Source organism: Cupriavidus sp. GW823-FHT07B10, from assembly GCF_058794355.1.
Window position 1 is genome coordinate 81,860 of sequence record NZ_JBXAGS010000024.1, and the last position, 17,816, is coordinate 99,675.

The following is a 17,816-nucleotide window of genomic DNA, read 5'->3' on the forward strand; positions in this document are numbered from 1 at the left end:
AATAAATGTACCAACGAGTACATACCCGCACTGCGCCCACAACACACGCCATCAACGCTCCCGCCCATGACGAACCACAAGCTCCTGATCGCCAATCGCGGCGAAATCGCCATCCGGATCGCGCGGGCCGCCGCGGCCATGGGCATCCCCAGCGTGGCGCTGTACAGCGAAGACGACTGCGACGCGCTGCACGTGCGCAAGGCCGACGCGGCCGTGGCGCTGCCCGGCACTGGTCCGCGCGCCTACCTAGACATTGCCGCCGTGGTGGACGCTGCGCGGCGGGCGGGCTGCGGCATGGTGCACCCTGGCTACGGCTTCCTGTCCGAGAACGCCGACTTTGCGCAGGCCTGCCTGGACGCCGGGCTGGTCTTCGCCGGCCCTGCGCCCGACGTGCTGCGCCTGTTCGGCGACAAGGCCCGCGCCCGCGCGCTGGCGCGCGAGCATGGCGTGCCGGTCGTGCCCGGCACCGCCGGCCCGACCTCGCCGGAGCAGGCGCGGGCCTTCTTCGCCAGCCTCGACGGGCAAGCGGGCATGATGATCAAGGCGCTCGCCGGCGGCGGCGGGCGCGGCATGCGCGCCGTGCATCGCGCTGCCGGGATCGACGAGGCCTACGCACGCTGCGTCTCGGAAGCTACCGCGGCGTTTGGCAATGGTGCGGTCTACGTGGAGCGCATCGTCGCCGCGCCGCGCCATATCGAGATCCAGGTGGTCGCCGACGCCGAGGGCCGCGTGCTGACGCTGGGCGAGCGCGAATGCAGCCTGCAGCGCCGCCACCAGAAGCTGGTGGAGATCGCCCCCAGCCCGTCATTGGATGACGCACTGCGCGCAAGGCTGGCCGATGCCGCCGCCACACTGGCGCGCGCCGCCGCCTATCGCGGCATCGGCACGTTCGAATTCCTGGTGGAAGACAGCGGCAATGGCGGCCCATCGTTCTGGTTCATGGAGGCCAACCCGCGCCTGCAGGTCGAGCACACGGTGACCGAGATGGTGACCGGCGTCGACCTCGTGCAAACCCAGCTGGCCATCGCCGCCGGCGCGCGCCTGGCCGACCTGGGCCTGGAGCAGGCACCCGCGCCGCGCGGCATCGCGGTGCAGTTGCGCATCAATGCCGAGCACCTCGACGCGCAGGGCCAGCTGCGCCCGGCCAGCGGCACGCTGACGGCGTTCGAGCCGCCCAACGGGCCAGGCGTGCGCGTGGACAGCGCGGGCTTTGCCGGCATGACGGCGAATCCGCGCTTTGATTCGCTGCTGGCCAAGCTGATCGTGCACGAACCCGGCGGCAACTTTGCGCGTGCGCTCGCGATCGCCTACCGCGCGCTGTGCGAGTTCCGCATCGAAGGCATCGACACCAACCGCCGCTTGCTGCAGGATCTGCTGCAGCTGGACGACATACGCCGCAATGCCGTGCACACGCAGTACCTGGACCAGGCGCTGGCCGCGCTTGCCGCCGCCGACGCCGACCACCCGGTGCTGCACGCGCCGCCCGGCCTGGCCGACAGCGCCCCGGCCGATGAGCACAATGCGCTGGCCGATGTCCCTGACGACGCCATTGCCGTGCCGGCGCCCATGGACGGCGCGCTCGCCGCCATCCACGTGCGCGAAGGCGATACGGTCAGGCGCGGCCAGCCGCTGGCCATCATCGAAGCGATGAAGATGGAGCATCCGCTGGAGGCGCCCGCCGCCGGCACCGTGCTGCGCGTGCTGGCCGTCGCGGGTGCCACGCTGCGCGCCGGCGCCGCGGTGATCGTGCTGGCGCCCGGCGGCGATGCCGGCCATGCCGCCGAGACCGCCGCGGCGGCCGACCTCGACCATGTGCGCGCGGACCTGCGCGAGACGCTGGAGCGCCACGCCCTCGGCCACGACGCCGCACGCGCCCAGGCCGTCGCCAGGCGCCACGCCCAGGGCGGCCGAACGGCGCGCGAGAACATCGCCCGGCTGTGCGACGACGGCTCCTTCATCGAGTACGGCGCGCTCGCCATCGCCGCGCAACGGCAGCGCCGCAGTGTCGAAGACCTGGTCAGCGCCACGCCCGCCGACGGCATCGTCACCGGTATCGGGTCCGTCAACGCGTCGCGCTTTCCCGGTGCCGATACGCGCTGCATGGTGCTGGCCTACGACTACACCGTGCTGGCCGGCACGCAGGGCTTCTACGGCCACAAGAAGCTGGACCGCATGCTGGCGCTGGCGCGCCAGTGGCAGGTGCCGGTGGTGCTGTTTGCCGAGGGCGGCGGCGGGCGGCCCGGCGATACCGACATGCCGGTGGTGGCCGGGCTGGACTGCACCTCGTTCATCCAGTTCGCGCGGCTGTCGGGCCAGGTGCCGCTGGTGGGCATCGTGTCGGGCCGCTGCTTTGCCGGCAACGCCGCGCTGCTGGGCTGCGCCGACGTCATCATCGCCACGCGCAGCGCCACCATCGGCATGGGCGGGCCGGCCATGATCGAAGGCGGCGGGCTGGGCGTGTTCGCGCCCGAGGAAGTGGGCCCGGTCAGCGTGCAGGGGCCCAACGGCGTGATCGACGTGCTGGTCGATGACGAAGCGGCCGCGGTCGATGCCGCGCAACGCTACCTGTCCTACTTCCAGGGCGACGTGCATGACTGGCAGGCGGAAGACCCGCGCCACCTGCGCCACGCCATCCCCGAGAACCGCCTACGCAGCTACGACATGCGCGCGGTGATCGCCGCCATGGCGGACAGCGGCTCGGTGCTGGAGCTGCGCGCGGCGTTCGGCACCGGCATCATCACCGCGCTGATCCGCATCGAAGGCCGCGCCTTCGGCTGCATCGCCAACAACCCGCGCCACCTCGGGGGCGCCATCGACAGCGCCGCCGCCGACAAGGCCGCGCGCTTCATGCAGCTGTGCGACGCGCACGGGCTGCCGATGGTGTCGCTGTGCGACACCCCGGGCTTCATGGTCGGGCCGCAGGCCGAGAAGACCGCCACGGTGCGGCACGTGTCGCGCCTCTTTGTCACCGCTGGCGCGCTGCGCGTGCCGTTCTTCACGGTGGTGCTGCGCAAGGGCTACGGACTGGGCGCGCAGGCCATGGCCGGCGGCAGCTTTGCCGCGCCCTTCTTCACCGCGGCCTGGCCCAGCGGCGAGTTCGGCGCGATGGGCATCGAGGGCTCGATCCGGCTGGGCTTCCGCAAGGAACTGGAGGCCGTGGCCGACCCCGACGAGCGCGCGGCGCTGTTCGCGCGCATGGTCGACGGAGCCTACCAGCGCGGCCGCGCGCTCAACATGGCCAGCCACCTGGAGATCGACGCGGTGATCGACCCTGCCGACACGCGGCGCTGGCTGCTGCGCGGGCTGGCCTCGGTGCCGCCGGGGAGCCTCGGCCGCCAGGCCAACGCACCGAGACGGTTCATCGATACCTGGTAAGCGACGCGGCAGCTTAGTTGGCCGCGGTCTTTCCGCCCGCGGTCAGCGTGCCGGCGCGCGTGGCCGGCGGCGCCAGCCGCTGCAGCGCGGCCTCGCGCTCGGCGGCGGGCAGCGCGCCGATACGGGCAGCCTCGTCATAGAAGCGCTGCCAGTCGCCGTTGCACTGCGCCAGCAACGCGGTGAAGGCCGGCACCCACTGCTGGTAAGTGGCCACCGCGGCCAGGTGGGCGTTGGTCAGCGGCTGGTCGAACCAGCGGTCATAACCGCTGAATCCGCCCCACTCCGTGCGCAGCCGCGCGTACTGGGCGCGCAGGTCGGCAAAGATCTTTGCCTTGCTCTCGCGCTTGGCGCCGTCATCGAGCGGGGTCTGGTACAGCGCCACCAGCCGGTCGCGCGTGCCCAGCAACAGCGCGCGGAACTGCTGGCGCCGGGCATCGTACTGCCGATAGCTGGCGCGCGCGTCCTCCGACGCATCCTCGGCCAGCCAGCGCTCCACGCCCGCGGCTTCCACCGCGGTGGCAAAGGACTCGTTGAAGGCGGTGTCGTTGCGCACGTACACCACCTGGTGCGCGAGCTCGTGGAAGATCAGCCGCGCCAGTTCGCCCTCGGGCAGGTAGACGAAGGTATTGAGCAGCGGGTCGTCGAAATAGCCCAGCGTCGAATAGGCGGGGATGCCGGCAACGTAGGTCTCGAGCCCGTCGCGGCGCAGGCCCCGCGCATACTGCTCGGCATCGGACTGGGCGTAGTAGCCGCGGTAGCTGATGCAGCCGACGATGGGGAAGCACCACTTGCGCAGGTCCATCGACAGCTCGGGCGTGGCGAACACGCTCCACACCACATAGGGCCGGTGCAGGTTGGCGTAGCGGCGGTAGCTGCCGTTCTCGGGCAGCTTCAGTTCGCGCGAGGCGAAGTCACGCATGCGGCCGGCCAGCGCCAGCCGCTGCGCCAGGCGCCCATCGTTGGCGTCGCGCGCGTTGGCGATGGCGTCGGTCAGCGGCTGTGCCTGGGCCATCACGCCCAGATGGCCGCCGATCGACTGCGCGTAGTAGCCGACGGCCTCGCACCCGGTCGTCACCAGGACCACCGCGGTGAGGCCGGTCGCCGCCAGGAGTGCCGCCCAGCGCCAGCGGCCACGCTGCGGCGTCATGCCGGCAGGACTGCCCCTTCCGTGCAGGCCTCGACCTGCACCAGGCAGTCATAGAACACCGGCGCGCGGCCCAGGTCGGTCAGGCGCTGGCTGGTCAGCTCGTTGGCGTTCTTGCCGTCCGAGGCCAGCTTCTTCCACCAGATCGACAGGCCCACCACCAGCCCGCGCCGGGCGCGGTCGGTGACGCGGGCGCGCGCCACCATGCTGCCGCGGTCGTTGAAGACGCGCACCATGGCGCCGTGCACGATGCCGCGCTCAGCGGCGTCGGCCGGGTGGATGTCCAGGTGCGGCTCGCCCTCGGTGGCGCGCAGGCTGTCGACGTTGACGAAGGAGCTGTTGAGGAAGTTGCGCGCCGGCGGCGAGATCATCGCCAGCGGATAGCGCGCCGCCAGTTCGGGCGCGGTCAGCGGCGCCTCGTACTGCGGCACGTAGTCAGGCAGCGGGTCGAGGCCGTCGCGCGCCATCGGCTCAGAATAGAACTGGCACTTGCCCGATGCGGTCGGGAAGCCACCCTCGGCGAACGGCGCCGCCGGCAGCGCCAGCTTCTGCCAGCCCTGCTCCTTCAATGATTCCCAGCTGATGCCGGCCGCGCGCGCATCGCCCGGAATGATGGCCTGCGCGGCGATGGCCTCGTCGCTGTCGGCAAAGCACGCCTGGGTGAAGCCCAGGCGCTGGGCCAGCCGGCGGAAGATCTCAGTATTGGGCAGGGCCTCGCCCATCGGCGCGATGGCGGCGTTGTTGGCCAGGAAATAGGTGTGGCCGTAGGCCTTGTGCACGTCGGTGTGCTCAAGCTGCGTGGTCGCCGGCAGCAGGATGTCGGCATAGTCGGCGGTGTCGGTGCGGAAGTGCTCCAGCACCACCGTGAACAGGTCCTCGCGCGCGAAGCCCGCGGCGACCTTGCCGGATTCCGGCGCCACCGCGACCGGGTTGCTGTTGTACACCACCACGGCCTCGATGCGCGGCGCGCCGGGCGCGGGCTCGGCCAGCAGCGCGTCGCCGATGGTGCTCATGTTGACGATGCGCGGCAGCGTCTGCGGCCAGCCAGGCAGCAGGTCGGGGCGCTGCAGCGCGGCTTCGTTGATCGGGAAGAAGCCCGAGGTCGACAGCTGCAGCCCGCCCGCGGGCTGGCGCCAGGCGCCCACCAGCGACGGCAGGCACGCCACCGCGCGCACCGCCTGGCCGCCGCCGTGCACACGCTGCATGCCGTAGTTCAGGCGGATTGCCACCGGCTGGCGCTCGCGCACCGCCAGCTGGCCGTAGAGGCCGGCCAGCCATTCGATGTCCTCGGCCGGGATGCCGCAGATCTCGGCCGCGCGTGCCGGGGTGTAGGCCTGCGCGCGCTCGCGCAGCGCCTCGAAGCCGACGGTGTGGCGTTCGATGTAGTCGTGGTCGAGCAGGTCGTCGCGGATCAGCACATGGATCAGCGCCAGCGCCAGCGCGCCGTCGGTGCCGGGCATCGGCGCGATATGGCGGTGGCACTTCTCGGCGCTCAGCGAGCGGTACGGGTCGATTGCCACCAGCGTGGCGCCGCGCCGCTTGGCTTCCTGCGCGCGGGTCCAGAAATGCAGGTTGGAGGCAATCGGGTTGCCGCCCCAGATGATCACCAGCCTGGCATCGACCACGTGCTCCATGTCCATGCCCACGCTGGCGCCATAGGTGTAGCGCAGCGCGGTGGCGCCGGCGCTGGCGCAGATGGTGCGGTCCAGCCGCGACGCGCCCAGCTTGTTGAAGAAGCGCGCGGCCATGCTCTCGCCCTGCACCAGCCCCATGGTGCCGGCGTAGCTGTACGGCACGATCGCCTGCGGATCGCGCGCCGCGATCGCCTGCAGGCGGGTGGCGATGGTGTCGAGCGCCTCGTCCCAGGAGATCGGCGCGAACTTGCCTTCGCCCTTCCTGCCGATGCGCTTCATCGGTGTCAGCAGCCGGTCCGGGTGGTAGGTGCGCTCGGTGTAGCGCGACACCTTGGTGCACAGCACGCCCTGCGTGCCGGGATGGTCGGGATCGCCCGCTACCTTGACGGCACGGCCGTCCTCGACGGTGACGAGCAAGGCACAAGTGTCGGGGCAGTCATGCGGGCAGGCGGCGCGGACGATGCGGGAAGCCATGGGGTCTCCGGGCGGGGTGTGTTGTTTTTTCGTTCGGTCGTACGGAACTGGAGATGCCGGCGCAGGCGCGCTGGTAGCGGCGCCCGAGCCGCGCCGGCGGGCGGCGCTTTCCCGGCCGTGCGGGGGGATGGCGGGGAGTATCTCGATCCGATTGTATTCGATTATGATGTGCCGGCGCGCTGCCGGCACAGACCGGTACGCGCACCATGCCGCACGACGTGAGCAATTCGCCGGCGAGAGACCGGCCGACGCGGCAAACGGGTAACCGAACCACATTTCGCGGGGGGTTTATGTCGTTCCGATCCGGGGTCAATGGCCGGCTTGCCGGCCTGCTGGTGGCGTGCGCCATCGGCACGGGTGGCGCATCCTGCGCTGCCTTCGCAGCCAACACGGCGGGCACCCCCGCCACATCCGAAAACGGCGTCACCGCCGACACCATCCTGCTGGGCCAGTCCGCCGCGCTGACCGGCCCGACCGCCGTGCTCGGCAAGCAGATGAACTCGGGCGCACGGCTGTATTTCGACCATATCAACCAGCAGGGCGGCATCCACGGCCGCAAGATCCGGCTGGAGGCGCTGGACGACTACTACGAGCCCGAGCCCGCCGCCAGGAACACCAGGAAGCTGATCGAGGAAGACCGCGTCTTCGCCCTCTTCGGCTATGTCGGCACGCCCACCAGCCAGGCCGCGCTGCCGCTGGCAATCCAGGCCCGGGTGCCGTTCTTCGGCCCGTACACCGGGGCGCAGTCGCTGCGCGAGCCGCGCAGCCGCTACGTCTTCCATGTGCGCGCCGGCTACAACGAGGAAACCGCGGCCATCCTGCGCCAGATCCAGACCACCGGGCTCAAGCGCGTGGCCGTGGTCTACAACGAGGACGCCTACGGCAAGGCCGGGCTGGATGGCCTGGAGCGCGCGCTCAAGGCCGCGCCCGACAGCGGCGTACAGATCGTCGCGCGCGAGCCCGTGGTCCGCAACACCACGGAAATCGGCGACGCCATCCAGGGTTCGATAAAGGCCAGGCCCGACGCCGTGGTGATGATCAGCGCCTACCGCACCGCCGGCGCCTTCGTGAAGGAAGCGCTGCGCCGCGGCTACAACGGCCAGTTCTACAACGTCTCCTTCGTCGGCACGCAGGCGCTGGCCAACGAGGTCGGCGCGCAGGGCAGCGGCGTGATCATCTCGCAGGTGATGCCGCACCCGGGCAACGCCACGCTGCCGATCGTGCGGGAGTACCTGCGCCTGCTGCAGGCCGCCGGCAAGCCCAGCGAATTCGACTACGCCAGCATCGAAGGCTTTATCTCCGCCAAGACGTTCACCGAGGGCCTGCGCCGCGCGGGCAAGGACCTGACGCGCGAGAAGCTGGTGACCGCGCTGGAGTCAATGCGCAGCTATGACCTCGGCGGGTTTATCATCAACTTCACGCCGGAGAACCACGTGGGTTCGAAGTTTGTGGAGATGACGATCATCAATTCGAAGGGGCAGGTGATCCGCTGAGATTCAAGGTTTTCTCCTCCCTCGCGCAGGGAGGAGAAAACCAGGCCCTACTCCATGTCGTTCAGGTGACACGCCGAGAACCGCATCGGCGCAATCTCCTTCAGCAGCGGCTGCTCTTCCCGGCAACGCGGCATCGCATGCGGGCAGCGCGGGTGGAAGTGGCAGCCCGGCGGCGGGTTCAGCGGCGACGGGATCTCGCCGCGGATCGCCACATAGGTCTTGCGGGCCACCTCCAGCTTGGGCGCCTCGGCCAGCAGGGCCTGGGTATAGGGATGGTTGGGCGCGGCGAACACGTCTTCGGTCGGCGCGGATTCCACCACCCGCCCCAGGTACATGATCACCACGCGGTCGCTGATGTGCTTGACCACGCCCAGGTCATGGCTGATGAACAGGTAGGTCAGGTTCAGGTCTTCACGCAGGCGCATGAACAGGTTCAGCACCTGGGCCTGGATCGACACGTCCAGCGCCGCCACCGACTCGTCGCACACCAGGAACTCGGGCTTGACCGCCAGCGCCCGGGCAATGCCGATGCGCGCGCGCTGCCCGCCGGAGAACTGGTGCGGAAAGCGCCGCAGCACGGTCGGGTCCATGCCCACGCGCACCAGCATGTCTTCCACATAGCCCTTCTGCGCGCCGCGCTCGACCATGCCGTGCACCACCGGCGCCTCGCCCACGATATCCAGCACGCGCAGCCGCGGATTGAGCGAGGCGTACGGGTCCTGGAAGATCATCTGGATCGCCAGTTGCTTCTCGCGGCGCTTGTCGGGTGGCAGGTGGTCCAGGTTGATGCCGCGCCACAGGCGCTCGCCCTCGGTCAGCGAGTGCAGGCCCACGGCCATGCGCCCGAGCGTGGACTTGCCGCAGCCGGACTCGCCGACCAGGCCCACCACTTCGCCGGCGCGGATGCTCAGGTCGACACGGTCGACCGCGTGCACCACCTCGTCATGCGCATGGGCGCCGAACAGGTTGGCGATGCGCGCGGCGGTGTCGAGCGACTTGACGAAGCGCTTGGACACGCCGCGCAGCTCCAGGATCGGCGCGCTCGGCGTGCCCCCCTCTTCCGCTGCAGGATTCGTCATCGGTCGGGATTGCAGTTCAGTTGCGCTCATGCTGCCTCCTGGTTGGCCAGCACCGGATGGAAGCAGCGCAGGCGGCGGCCGTCGGCGGCGGTCTCCAGCGGCGGCTCGGTCTTGCAGGCAGCGGTGGCGTAGGGACAGCGTTCGCGGAACGCGCAGCCGCCCGGCAGGTTCAGCAGCGACGGCGTCATGCCCGGGATCTGCCGCAGCGGCGTGCCGCGCGGATTGCGCGACGGCGCCGAGCTGATCAGCCCGTGGGTGTAGGGGTGCTCGGGGTGCTCCAGCACCTGGCGCACGTCGCCGGCCTCGACGATCTTGCCGGCGTACATCACGCACACGGTATCGGCCAGTCCCGCCACCACCGACAGGTCGTGCGTGATCCAGATCAACGCCGTGCCCGATTCGCGGCACAGGGTCTGCATCTCGTACAGGATCTGGCCCTGGATGGTGACGTCCAGCGCGGTGGTGGGCTCGTCGGCAATGATCAGGTCGGGCTTGTTCAGCAGCGCGATCGCGATCGCCACGCGCTGGCGCATGCCGCCCGAGAACTGGTGCGGATAGGCCTGCAGGCGCTCGTCCGGCGACGGGATGCCGACCCGCGCCAGCGCATTGCGCGCGCGTTCGCGCGCCACCGCCTTGCCTACCTTCTCATGGGCCAGCACCGCCTCGATCATCTGCGTGTCGATGCGCAGGACCGGGTTCAGCGTCATCATCGGGTCCTGGAAGATCATCGCGATGCGGTTGCCGCGCACGTCGCGCTGCTGCGCCGGCGTGAGCGCGCGCAGGTCGCGGGTGATGCCGTCGCGGCTGGTCAGCGCGATGCGGCCGTCGACGATCTTCCCGGGCGGATCGATCAGGCCCATGATCGAATACCCGGTCATGGACTTGCCCGAGCCGGACTCGCCCACCAGCCCCATGATCTCGCCGCGGCCCACGGTGAAGGACACGTCGTCGACGGCCTTGGCGATGCCGCCGCGCGTGTGGAATTGCGTCTTCAGGTGTTCAACCACCAATGTCGGTTGTGCCATGTACCGCTCCTGGTTATTGCGTCTGCAGGCGCGGGTTGAGGACGTCGCGCAACTGGTCGGCCACCAGGTTCATCGCCACGATGGTGACCACCAGCGCAATGCCCGGGAAGAAGCTGATCCAGTACTTGCCCGACAGCATGTACTGCTGGCCGTTGGAGATCAGCGAGCCCAGCGAGGGCTCCGTGACCGGCACGCCCAGCCCGAGGAAGGACAGCGTCGCTTCCAGCGTGATCGCCGAGGCCACCTGCAGCGCCGCGATCACGATCAGCGGCGGCAGGCAGTTGGGCAGCAGGTGGCGGAACATGATGCGCATCGGCGGCAGGCCCAGGCAGGTGGCGGCCTCGATATATTCCTTGCGGCGCTCCACCAGTGCGGCGCTGCGCGTGGTGCGGGCGTAGTAGGCCCACTGTACCGCCACCAGCGCGATCACGATATTGCCCAGGCCCGGGCGCAGGAAGGCTAGCAGGATCAGCGCCAGCAGGATCGGCGGGAACGACAGCTGCAGGTCGGCCACGCGCATGATGAAGGCCTCGGTGCGACCGCCCAGGAAGCCGGCCAGCAGGCCGAGCGTGGCGCCCAGCAGCAGCGCGATCACGGTGCTGACCACGCCCACGCCGATGCTGATGCGCAGGCCGTACATCACCGCCGACAGGATGTCGCGGCCCTGCTCGTCCGAACCCAGCAGGAAGGTCATGCCGGTGCCGGCCTGCTCGCCCGGCGCCAGGCGCGCGTCGAGCACGTCCAGCGTGGCCAGGTCATAGGGGTTCTGCGGCGCCAGCCACGGCGCGAAGATGGCGATCAGGATGATGACGACCAGCGTGGCCAGTCCGGCCACAGCAATCTTGCTGGAGAAGAACTCCGCGGCAAAGCGCCGCCACGGCGATTGTTCGCGCGCCGCGGCGAGCGGCGGGGTCTTGTCCTCTTGTTCTACAGATACGGCACTCATGGCTCAGCCCTTGTTGTCGGCAATGCGCACGCGCGGATCGAGCATGCTGTAGATGATGTCCACCACCAGGTTGATCAGGATGAACAGCGTCACGATCACCATCAGGTAGGCGACGATCACCGGCCGGTCCAGCAGCTGGATCGAGTCGATGATGAGCTTGCCCATGCCGGGCCAGGCGAAGATGGTCTCGGTCACGATCGCAAATGCGATGATCGAGCCGAACTGCAGCGCGATCACCGTGACGATCGGGATCAGGATGTTCTTCAGCACATGCACGCCGACAATGCGCGTGTTCGACAGGCCCTTGGCGCGCGCGAACTTGACGTAGTCCTGCATCATCGCCTCCTGCGTGCCGGCGCGCGTGAGCCGGATCACCATGGCGATATTCAGGAGCGACAGCGTCACCGCCGGCAGGACCAGGTGGCGGATGCCGTCGGCAGTCAGGAAGCTGAGCGGGATGCCGAGCACGCGCACGGTCTCGCCGCGCCCGTTGGAGGGCAGCCAGCCGAGCTGCACCGCGAACACCATGATCAGCATCAGCCCGACCCAGAAGGTGGGCAGCGAGAAGCCCAGGATCGACACCGCCATGATCGACTTGCCGGCAATGCCCTTGGGCCGCAGCCCGGCCCACAGGCCCAGCGGAATGCCCAGCACGATCGCCAGCAGGATCGCGCAAATGGCCAGCTCCATGGTGGCGGGCATGCGCTCGAAGATCAGCTTGAGTGCCGGCGTGCCGTGCGCGAACGAGGTGCCCAGGTTGCCTTGCAGCGCATTCTGCAGGAACACCCAGTACTGCTCCCACAGCGGCTTGTCCAGGCCCAGCGCCGCGATGGTGCGCTTGATGTCCTCCTGGTCGGCCTGCGGGTTGATCAGGATGTCGACGGGATTGCCGATGGCAAAGACGCCGAGGAAAACCAGCAGCGACATGACGAAGAGCACAACCACGCTCTGCATCAGGCGCCGGATGATAAAGACCAGCATGTTCGAACCACTTTCCTTTCGCGCGCGAATGCACGCCACGCCCGGGCCGCGCCGTGGCGCTTCCCGGGTGTGGCGCGGCAGCCATGCGCGGCACCGCAAACTCGGCCAGCAGACCATCCGCGGGCCGAGGCTCCTGTCTGGGTTGACCGGAGCTTACTGGGGCTTGAAGTTATGCGCGTAGGTGCGCTCGTCGGTACGCGGCACGTAGACGATGCCCTTTTGTGTGGCCCAGGTGGTCACCTGCTGGTGGATCGGGACGATACCGCCATCGTTGATCGCGATTGCGGTGGCCTCCTGCAGCAGCTTGGAGCGCTCGTTGTCATCCACGGTGGACAGCGCCTTCTCCAGCACCACGTCCATCTTGGGGTTGCAGTACTCGCCCCAGTTGGTGGTGCCGAAGCCCTTCTTGCTGTCCTCGCACGCCAGCAGCGCGCGCAGCGGCGAGCTGACCTCACCGGTCTGCGCGCCCCAGCCCAGCAGCCCGAACGACCACTCGTGCTTGATGCCCTTGGACGAGTATGTCGCCATCGGCATGCCTTCGACCTTGGTGGCGATGCCGATGCGGGTCAGGTTCTGCGCAATCGTCTGCGCGATCTTCTCGTCGTTGACGTAGCGGTTGTTGGGCGTATGCAGCGTCACGCCGAAGCCGTTCGGGAAGCCGGCGTCGGCCAGCAGCTTCTTGGCGGCCTCGGGGTCGTACTTGACCGTCTTCAGGTTGGGGTTATAGCCGAACAGCGTCGGCGGCACCAGGTTGTTGGTCGGCTCGGACAGGCCTTCCATCAGGCGGTCCTTGATGCCCTGCCGGTTGATCGCCATGCTGATGGCATTGCGCACGCGCGCGTCCTTCAGCGGGTTCTTGTCCAGCGGTGCGCCTTCCTTGGTGGTGACGTAGGGCGACTTGTCGCGCTTGGCATCGAAATACAGGTAGATCACGCGGTGCGAGATCTTGGAGAAGAACGACAGCTTGGGATCCTGGCGCACCTTGGGCAGGTCAGGCGTGGGCACGTTCTCGATGGCCTGCACGTCGCCCGACAGCAGCGCCGCCAGGCGCGTCGCCGGATTGGGGATGAAGCGCAGGGTAACCTTGTCCCAGGCCGGCTTGGCGCCCCAGTAGTCGTTATTGCGCACCAGCTCGACCCGGTCGTCGCGGGCATAGCTGACGAACTTGAACGGCCCGGTGCCGACCATGCCCTTGCCCTGCGCGAAGTCATCCGAGCTCAGCCCCTGCGTCGCCTTCTTCTGCACGATGAAGATCGACGTGAGGTCGTTCAGCATCAGCGGATAAGGCTGGTTGGTGGTCAGCTGGATGGTGTGCTTGTCGATGATCTTCTTGTTGACGATCGCCTTGGTGTAGACATCGAACTTGCCCGGGCTGTTCTGGATGGTGGCCGGACGGTCCAGCGACCAGATTACGTCTTCGGCGGTCAGTTCGGAGCCGTCGTGGAACTTCACGCCCTTGCGGATCTTGAATTCCCAGGTGAGGTTGTTGACCAGCTTCCACGACTCGGCCAGGCCCGGGATGATGCGGCTGTCCGGATCCATCTTGGTCAGCGAGTCGAAGATATGCTCGGAGACGTTGATGTTGGAGAACAGGTTGTAGAAGTGCGGATCCATCGAGGTTGGCGGCGAACTCATGGCCAGTTTGAGGTCCGCGGCCTGGGCGGTGCCGGCGAGCGCCAGGCCAAGGGCCCCGGCTACCGCCACCACACCAATTGCCTTCTTGAAAGTGCGAAGGGACATCGCGCAATTCTCCCTGTAGGAAGTGAAGCAGACGTTTTAGGATCGGCAATGCGCCGCGCCGCGGGTCACGCGGCGGCGCTGCGTTTTGGTGCGGTTTGGGGTGCGGTTGCGCATCACAAAGCGACGAAATTGCCGGCCGGGCACTTCAAGCATGAACTGTTCCAGCAGTGCGCATGTCGCGGCAATGCGGGGAAACCCACCCGCGCTGGCATATTGCACTGCGCCAACCTGGCAAGCGCGCAGGAAATCGCCGCATTTTGGCGCTTTGCGGAGAGGCATCGTATGATCGGGGTATCCAACGCTAACGCCCCTAACGTCCAGGGCAGCCAGGCATCATGAAGCTCATCCCCGAAATCCTGCAGGCACAAGCCGAAATCCGCGCGATCCGGCGCGACATCCACGCCCACCCGGAACTCTGCTTCGAAGAACAGCGCACTGCCGACGTGGTCGCGCAGAACCTGGAATCGTGGGGCATCGAAGTGCATCGCGGCCTGGGCACCACCGGCCTGGTGGGCGTGATCCGCAACGGCAACAGCCCGCGCACCATCGGCCTGCGCGCCGACATGGACGCGCTGCCGCTGCAGGAAGCGAACACCTTTGATCACCGCTCGCAGCACACCGGCAAGATGCACGCCTGCGGCCACGACGGCCACACCGCCATGCTGCTCGGCGCGGCGCGCTACCTGGCGCAGCACAAGCCCTTCGACGGCACCGTGCACCTGGTCTTCCAGCCAGCCGAGGAAGGCGGCGGCGGCGCCCGCGAAATGATCAAGGACGGGCTGTTCGAGCGCTTTCCGTGCGACGCGGTGTTCGGCGTGCACAACTGGCCGGGCATGCCGGTCGGAGCGTTCGGCACGCGCGCGGGCCCGCTGATGGCATCGAGCAACGAATTCCGCATTGTGGTGCGCGGCAAGGGTGCGCATGCGGCCATGCCCAACAACGGCAACGACCCGGTCTTCACCGCTGCGCAGATCGTGTCGGCGCTGCAGGGCATCATCACGCGCAACAAGCGCCCGATCGATACCGCGGTGATCTCGGTCACGCAGTTCCACGCAGGCGACGCCACCAATATCGTGCCGGACCAGGCCTGGATCGGCGGCACGGTGCGCACGTTCACGGTGCCGGTGCTGGACCTGATCGAACGGCGCATGGAAGAAGTGGCGCGCGCGGTGGCGGCGGCATTCGACTGCACCATCGAATACGAATTCCACCGCAACTATCCGCCGACCATCAACAGCGAGGCCGAGACCGGCTTTGCGGCCGCGGTCGCCGCGGAACTGGTCGGTGCGGACAACGTCGACAGCAATGTCGAGCCCACCATGGGCGCCGAGGATTTCTCGTTCATGCTGCAGCACAAGCCGGGCTGCTACCTGTTCCTGGGCAACGGCGACGGCGGCCATCGCGACGCCGGCCATGGCATCGGGCCCTGCATGCTGCACAACCCGAGCTACGATTTCAACGACGAACTGCTGCCGGTGGGCTCGACGTTCTTCGTGCGGCTGGTGGAAAAGTGGCTGGCGCCTGCGTGACGTTACGCACCTGAGCACAGCACAACGATAAAAAAACTGGGGAGCATCCGCGATGGGCCGCCTGGCGCTGGATCGCGAGACAGCGCGCAGCTTCGCGCGCGTGGCGCTGGACAATATCCTGCGCCGCTATCCGTACAAGCTGGACCACATGATGGCCAGCGCCGGTGACCTGGCCGAACCGTCGGCCAGGCATCCGGTCTTTTGCGGCAGCTACGACTGGCACTCCAGCGTGCACATGCACTGGTTGCTGGTGCGGCTGCTGGCGCTGTCGCCGGACCAGGAGGAGGCGCCCCGCATCCGCGCAACGCTGGACGCCCAGCTGCGTCCAGAGCACATTGCGGTCGAACTGGCCTACTTCCAGCAGCCCCTTTCGCGCACCTTCGAACGCCCCTATGGCTGGGGCTGGATGCTGAAACTGCAGGCGGAGTTGCTGGCGCTGGCGCGGCAGGACGCCCAGGCAGCCACCTGGGCCGAGGCATGCGCGCCGCTGGCATCGCACCTGTCACGGCAACTGGCGGATTTCCTGGATGCAGCGGTATTCCCGGTGCGCACCGGCACCCATTACAACAGCGCCTTCGCCCTGGTCATGGCCATGGCCTATGCGCGCACACACCAGGACTTCACCTTGCGGCGCGCCATCGTGCGGCGCGCCCACCGCTGGTTCGGACATGATCAGAAATACCCGGCGCGATATGAGCCCGGCGGCGATGAATTCCTGTCCGGCGGGCTGACCGAAGCCGTGCTGATGCACGCCGTGATGGACGGCTGCGCGTTTTCAGAATGGTGGGAGTTGTTCGTGCCGGGGCAGGCGGAACTGGCTAATTGGCTGACGCCGGTCGAAGTGACCAATCGCAGCGACCCCAAGACCTCGCACCTGGACGGGCTCAACCTTTCGCGCGCCTGGTGCTGGCGCATGCTGGAGCCCGCCCTGCCCGAGCCGCTGCGGCCGCTGGCCATCCGGGCATGGTCCGATCATCTCGAGGCATCGCTGCCGCAGGCGGTCGAGGGCGAGTATGTGTCCACGCACTGGCTGGCCTCGTTCGCGGTGCTCGCGCTGGCCGAGCCTATCGGCGGCTGAAGGCGCCGCCGGGGCGCTTCAGTCCAGCGCGATGTCGCCGTACCAGGACTCGGCCTTGCTCTTGGTGTTGTCGGTATCGGTCATGATGCCCACGGCGATGACCGGGCCGGGGTCGGTCCCGAAGGCCTTGCGGTAGTCGGCGCGCAGGTCGCGCTCATGGCAACGCCACTCATTGGCGTGCTTCATGCCGCTATCCACCACGATCATGCGTACCCGGTCGGTGTGCGGGTTCTTCACCAATGAGCCTTCCGCGCGCCGTCCGCCCCAGATGTACATCAGCGTGGCGTAGGGCATTTCGCGGCCGGTGGTCAGCCGCGCCATCTCGTACATCAGCTGGTCTTTCAAGGGCAGCGCACCCTTGTCGCCATCGAAGGCGACGAACAGGCGCAACGGCGAATCCTCGCGCGGGCCGTGGCTGTTGTCGGCGTTGCGGATAATGCCGCTGGTCTTCCAGGTCCAGCGCAGCATGCCGGCATCGCGATCGCGCAGCGGGACATACAGGCCGGAGGCCGAACTCTCGGCCTTCGCATGGACGACCACGCGCTGGTCGACCTCTGCCATCGAATAACGGGTGGGCGTCTTGTTGCGGTTGATGGTCCAAGGCTGCCAGCCGACCGGCAACTGGTCGCGATGCGGTGACACCGAGAACAACGGCAGCGTGACCAGGGTCGGCGGCGGCGCGGCATCGGCGACTTCGCCGTCATCACCCGCCTCGGCTTCCGCCGCACTGGTGTTGGCGGCAGCCAGCGGGTCGGGCGACGATATGGCAGTCACCGCCGGATCCGTCTGCGCTGCCTCGTACGCGGCCATGCGCCTGGCGAATGCCTGGCAATCGATCGCGGAAGTGCCGGCCACAGCGGCCGTGTCACCCGGAGGAACCGCGGAAACAGGGGGAGTAGATGCGCATCCTGCCAGCAGCAGCGCGCCGGCGGCGCCAGTCAAAACCAGCCGAAACACCTTGGCCGTCATGTAACCCCTCGGAACCCGAATCCGGACCTGCTCTGTTGGCAAGGGTCCGGCTATTGCTCACTACTTGCTGCAAACACGCGTTGCAACCGCCTTCGTGCCGCATGTGGGCACTTGGGTGTCGACCATAGCAGAAGGCGGACAGTCCCGGAATGCTCGGCGACCCGCGATGCGGCATGAAAACAACGAGGACATGCGTGCCTGCGCCGACCCCCGGGCGTTTGTGCCGCGCCAAAGCAAAAACCCCCAGCCTTTTGGGGCTGGGGGTTCTGCAAAATAAGAGCCTGGCGATGACCTACTTTCACACGGGAATCCGCACTATCATCGGCGCGGAGCTGTTTCACGGACCTGT

At 68.2% G+C, this 17,816-nt stretch carries 14 protein-coding genes; 6 read left to right on the top strand and 8 right to left on the bottom strand.

Annotated elements, in window-relative coordinates; translation table 11 throughout:
* The first annotated feature begins 66 nt into the window (after positions 1-66).
* A complete protein-coding gene (locus AC1Q6V_RS31490; RefSeq protein WP_454750446.1) occupies positions 67-3,375 on the top strand; it encodes an acetyl-CoA carboxylase family protein in 3,309 nt (1,102 codons plus the stop codon).
* Between the two features lie 13 nt (positions 3,376-3,388).
* Here the strand turns inward: AC1Q6V_RS31490 and AC1Q6V_RS31495 are convergent, their stop codons facing one another.
* The gene (locus AC1Q6V_RS31495; protein WP_439668286.1) at positions 3,389-4,522 is read right to left on the bottom strand and encodes an aminopeptidase; all 1,134 of its coding nucleotides are present in this window, start codon (positions 4,520-4,522) and stop codon (positions 3,389-3,391) included.
* Positions 4,519-6,627: a molybdopterin-containing oxidoreductase family protein gene (locus AC1Q6V_RS31500; protein ID WP_454750445.1), complete on the bottom strand. Its 2,109-nt coding sequence runs from the start codon at positions 6,625-6,627 to the stop codon at positions 4,519-4,521. Before AC1Q6V_RS31500 ends, AC1Q6V_RS31495 begins: the two co-directional genes overlap by 4 nt.
* 290 nt (positions 6,628-6,917) lie before the next feature.
* On the opposite strand from AC1Q6V_RS31500, the gene AC1Q6V_RS31505 reads away from it, so the two are divergent.
* Complete coding sequence (locus tag AC1Q6V_RS31505; protein WP_010814789.1) at positions 6,918-8,120, top strand: ABC transporter substrate-binding protein; 1,203 nt, start codon at positions 6,918-6,920, stop codon at positions 8,118-8,120.
* Positions 8,121-8,167: 47 nt separating this feature from the next.
* Here AC1Q6V_RS31505 and AC1Q6V_RS31510 read toward each other — a convergent pair whose 3' ends face one another.
* The 5 genes from AC1Q6V_RS31510 to AC1Q6V_RS31530 form a co-directional block, all read right to left on the bottom strand.
* The gene (locus AC1Q6V_RS31510) at positions 8,168-9,199 is read right to left on the bottom strand and encodes an ABC transporter ATP-binding protein (RefSeq protein WP_167686585.1); all 1,032 of its coding nucleotides are present in this window, start codon (positions 9,197-9,199) and stop codon (positions 8,168-8,170) included.
* 26 nt (positions 9,200-9,225) lie between these two features.
* A complete protein-coding gene (locus tag AC1Q6V_RS31515) occupies positions 9,226-10,224 on the bottom strand; it encodes an ABC transporter ATP-binding protein (protein ID WP_010814791.1) in 999 nt (332 codons plus the stop codon).
* A gap of 13 nt (positions 10,225-10,237) precedes the next feature.
* Positions 10,238-11,170, bottom strand: coding sequence for an ABC transporter permease (locus AC1Q6V_RS31520; protein ID WP_010814792.1), 933 nt, complete (start codon positions 11,168-11,170; stop codon positions 10,238-10,240).
* 3 nt (positions 11,171-11,173) lie between these two features.
* A complete protein-coding gene (locus AC1Q6V_RS31525) occupies positions 11,174-12,151 on the bottom strand; it encodes an ABC transporter permease (protein ID WP_010814793.1) in 978 nt (325 codons plus the stop codon).
* 153 nt (positions 12,152-12,304) lie between these two features.
* On the bottom strand, positions 12,305-13,891 hold the full coding sequence (locus tag AC1Q6V_RS31530; protein WP_010814794.1) for an ABC transporter substrate-binding protein: 1,587 nt from the start codon (positions 13,889-13,891) through the stop codon (positions 12,305-12,307).
* Positions 13,892-13,939: 48 nt separating this feature from the next.
* On the opposite strand from AC1Q6V_RS31530, the gene AC1Q6V_RS31535 reads away from it, so the two are divergent.
* The 3 genes from AC1Q6V_RS31535 to AC1Q6V_RS31545 are packed head-to-tail and all read left to right on the top strand — an operon-like array spanning position 13,940 to position 16,498.
* Entirely contained in the window at positions 13,940-14,230 is a 291-nt protein-coding gene (locus AC1Q6V_RS31535) for a hypothetical protein (protein WP_136227796.1), read from the top strand.
* A complete protein-coding gene (locus AC1Q6V_RS31540; RefSeq protein ID WP_011616099.1) occupies positions 14,227-15,420 on the top strand; it encodes a M20 aminoacylase family protein in 1,194 nt (397 codons plus the stop codon). Before AC1Q6V_RS31535 ends, AC1Q6V_RS31540 begins: the two co-directional genes overlap by 4 nt.
* A gap of 52 nt (positions 15,421-15,472) precedes the next feature.
* Positions 15,473-16,498 (top strand): DUF2891 domain-containing protein, encoded by a 1,026-nt coding sequence (locus tag AC1Q6V_RS31545; protein ID WP_010814796.1) that lies wholly within the window; start codon positions 15,473-15,475, stop codon positions 16,496-16,498.
* Between the two features lie 18 nt (positions 16,499-16,516).
* On the opposite strand, the gene AC1Q6V_RS31550 is transcribed toward AC1Q6V_RS31545, so the two are convergent.
* Positions 16,517-17,467, bottom strand: coding sequence for a DUF3047 domain-containing protein (locus AC1Q6V_RS31550; RefSeq protein ID WP_454750444.1), 951 nt, complete (start codon positions 17,465-17,467; stop codon positions 16,517-16,519).
* A gap of 149 nt (positions 17,468-17,616) precedes the next feature.
* Between AC1Q6V_RS31550 and AC1Q6V_RS31555 the strand changes: the two genes are divergently transcribed.
* A partial coding sequence (locus tag AC1Q6V_RS31555) for a hypothetical protein (protein ID WP_492363706.1) occupies positions 17,617-17,816 on the top strand: 200 nt, incomplete at its 3' end.

Bases quoted from the DNA above. Each gene is read 5' to 3' on its own strand.
- AC1Q6V_RS31490 (WP_454750446.1), top strand. From the start codon at position 67: ATGACGAACCACAAGCTCCTGATCGCCAATCGCGGCGAAATCGCCATC.
- AC1Q6V_RS31495 (WP_439668286.1), bottom strand. From the start codon at position 4,522: ATGACGCCGCAGCGTGGCCGCTGGCGCTGGGCGGCACTCCTGGCGGCG.
- AC1Q6V_RS31500 (WP_454750445.1), bottom strand. From the start codon at position 6,627: ATGGCTTCCCGCATCGTCCGCGCCGCCTGCCCGCATGACTGCCCCGAC.
- AC1Q6V_RS31505 (WP_010814789.1), top strand. From the start codon at position 6,918: ATGTCGTTCCGATCCGGGGTCAATGGCCGGCTTGCCGGCCTGCTGGTG.
- AC1Q6V_RS31510 (WP_167686585.1), bottom strand. From the start codon at position 9,199: ATGACGAATCCTGCAGCGGAAGAGGGGGGCACGCCGAGCGCGCCGATC.
- AC1Q6V_RS31515 (WP_010814791.1), bottom strand. From the start codon at position 10,224: ATGGCACAACCGACATTGGTGGTTGAACACCTGAAGACGCAATTCCAC.
- AC1Q6V_RS31520 (WP_010814792.1), bottom strand. From the start codon at position 11,170: ATGAGTGCCGTATCTGTAGAACAAGAGGACAAGACCCCGCCGCTCGCC.
- AC1Q6V_RS31525 (WP_010814793.1), bottom strand. From the start codon at position 12,151: ATGCTGGTCTTTATCATCCGGCGCCTGATGCAGAGCGTGGTTGTGCTC.
- AC1Q6V_RS31530 (WP_010814794.1), bottom strand. From the start codon at position 13,891: ATGTCCCTTCGCACTTTCAAGAAGGCAATTGGTGTGGTGGCGGTAGCC.
- AC1Q6V_RS31535 (WP_136227796.1), top strand. From the start codon at position 13,940: ATGCGCCGCGCCGCGGGTCACGCGGCGGCGCTGCGTTTTGGTGCGGTT.
- AC1Q6V_RS31540 (WP_011616099.1), top strand. From the start codon at position 14,227: ATGAAGCTCATCCCCGAAATCCTGCAGGCACAAGCCGAAATCCGCGCG.
- AC1Q6V_RS31545 (WP_010814796.1), top strand. From the start codon at position 15,473: ATGGGCCGCCTGGCGCTGGATCGCGAGACAGCGCGCAGCTTCGCGCGC.
- AC1Q6V_RS31550 (WP_454750444.1), bottom strand. From the start codon at position 17,467: ATGACGGCCAAGGTGTTTCGGCTGGTTTTGACTGGCGCCGCCGGCGCG.